Origin of the sequence: Secundilactobacillus pentosiphilus (genome assembly GCF_002217985.1) — a bacterium.
Lineage (GTDB): Bacteria > Bacillota > Bacilli > Lactobacillales > Lactobacillaceae > Secundilactobacillus > Secundilactobacillus pentosiphilus.
This window is the reverse complement of record NZ_BCMI01000055.1, coordinates 1-1,587: the sequence shown is the minus strand read 5'-3', so window position 1 is coordinate 1,587 and position 1,587 is coordinate 1. Positions and strand designations below refer to the sequence as shown.

The following is a 1,587-nucleotide window of genomic DNA, read 5'->3' as shown; positions in this document are numbered from 1 at the left end:
ACTATGGAGGGATTTTTTGTATGCCTAGATCTAAGTACACAGCACTCGAGAAACTGGATCTGCTTGAACAGTTCAAACACTCGGGTCTCTCTGCCAGTAAATTTTCGAAACTACACAACCTTGAACGACGTCGCTTAAAGCGGTGGCAGGAACGATATGATCGCGATGGTCTTGAGGGTCTCAATGAGGCAACTAAGAATAAGAAATACCCCGTGGCACTTAAGCAAGCAGCAGTGCTTGCCTATCTAGCCGGTGAGGGTACTCTCGGTGAGTTAAGTCTCCGATTTGGGCTGCGCTCAGAAACACAACTACAAAACTGGGTTATCAAGTATAATGAGGACAAACCTTTGACGGTATCGCCGTCGAGAAAGCAGGTCCCCACTATGAGTCGAAAGACAACGTTTGAAGAGCGAATTAAAGTAGTTGAGTATGTGATTCAAGACAGACACTCTTATGCCGAGGCAGCAGAATACTTTCAGGTTTCCTATCAGCAGGCCCGTTCTTGGGTACTCAAGGCCAAAAATGGTAGTTACGAAGCTTTAGTAGATAATCGCGGCCATCATAAGCACGAATCAGAGCTTACCGAGAATGATCGTCTCCGCTTAGAGGTCAGACGGCTTAAGGCCGAGCTGGCTGATAAAGAACTCATCGAAGCATTCGCAAAAAAATTGCAGGAACTTCAGCGCAGGGGGTGAATAAACGACATCGTCTGGCCTACATCGCAATCAGAGAGGTCAGTCAAGGTAAACGTGGCGCGGTTTCCACACTCTTAAAGTTGATCGGTGTAAGCCGACAGGCGTACTACAAGGGACTGAACCGTACCGAAACAACTTGGGAGCAACACGATGTGTTGCTTAAGAAACGCACGCAGTACTGGTACGACTTTCATCACCAAGGCATTGGAGCTGATAACCTGCTCATTGCCCTACAACATGACGATGAGATCAAGTTTCCGGTCACCATCAAGATGGTTCGTCGCGTGCAGCGAGAACTGGACATTCACTGTCAGATTCGCGTCAAGAAGCGAAAGCGTCGCAAGGAAAGTGAGCAACATATTTTGGACAACATTTTAAATCAAAACTTTGATGTAGAGACGCCCAACCAAGTCTGGTTGTCGGACTCAACTGAATTAACCTACGGTGTAAATGGTGAGTACAAGATACGGTTCAGTGGTGTACTTGATCTCTATGGACGTCGCCTGTTGGCATATAATCTGAGTGCCACAGAAACCTCAGCAGCAGAAGTTCAGGTTTTCCAACGAGCGTTTGAAGTCGCCGGAGACGTTCACCCAATGGTTCACACCGACCGCGGGTCAGCGTTCACTTCCGGTTCCTTCAATAACTTTCTCAGTCGTCACAATATCATCAGAAGTATGTCTCGACCAGGAACGCCTTACGATAACGCACCAATGGAGCGTTGGTGGAATGAATTTAAATTGCGTTGGATGGAACGCCAGCCAATGCCGAAAACGTATCAGGATCTAGTAAGGATGGTTGAGAATGGAATCGAATATTTCAACCATCACAATCGTTCAGCGCAAAGAAACGGCCTCACTCCAGATGAATACTGGAGTGAAGCCGTTTAGAA

General features: G+C 47.1%; 2 protein-coding genes. Both read left to right on the top strand.

The window, feature by feature from the left end:
* The coding region (locus CES81_RS13010; RefSeq protein WP_225356410.1) for a helix-turn-helix domain-containing protein at positions 1–695 on the top strand (695 nt) is incomplete at its 5' end.
* A complete protein-coding gene (locus CES81_RS13005; protein ID WP_089122128.1) occupies positions 692–1,585 on the top strand; it encodes an IS3 family transposase in 894 nt (297 codons plus the stop codon). The genes CES81_RS13010 and CES81_RS13005, both read left to right, overlap by 4 nt.
* Positions 1,586–1,587: the final 2 nt, after the last annotated feature.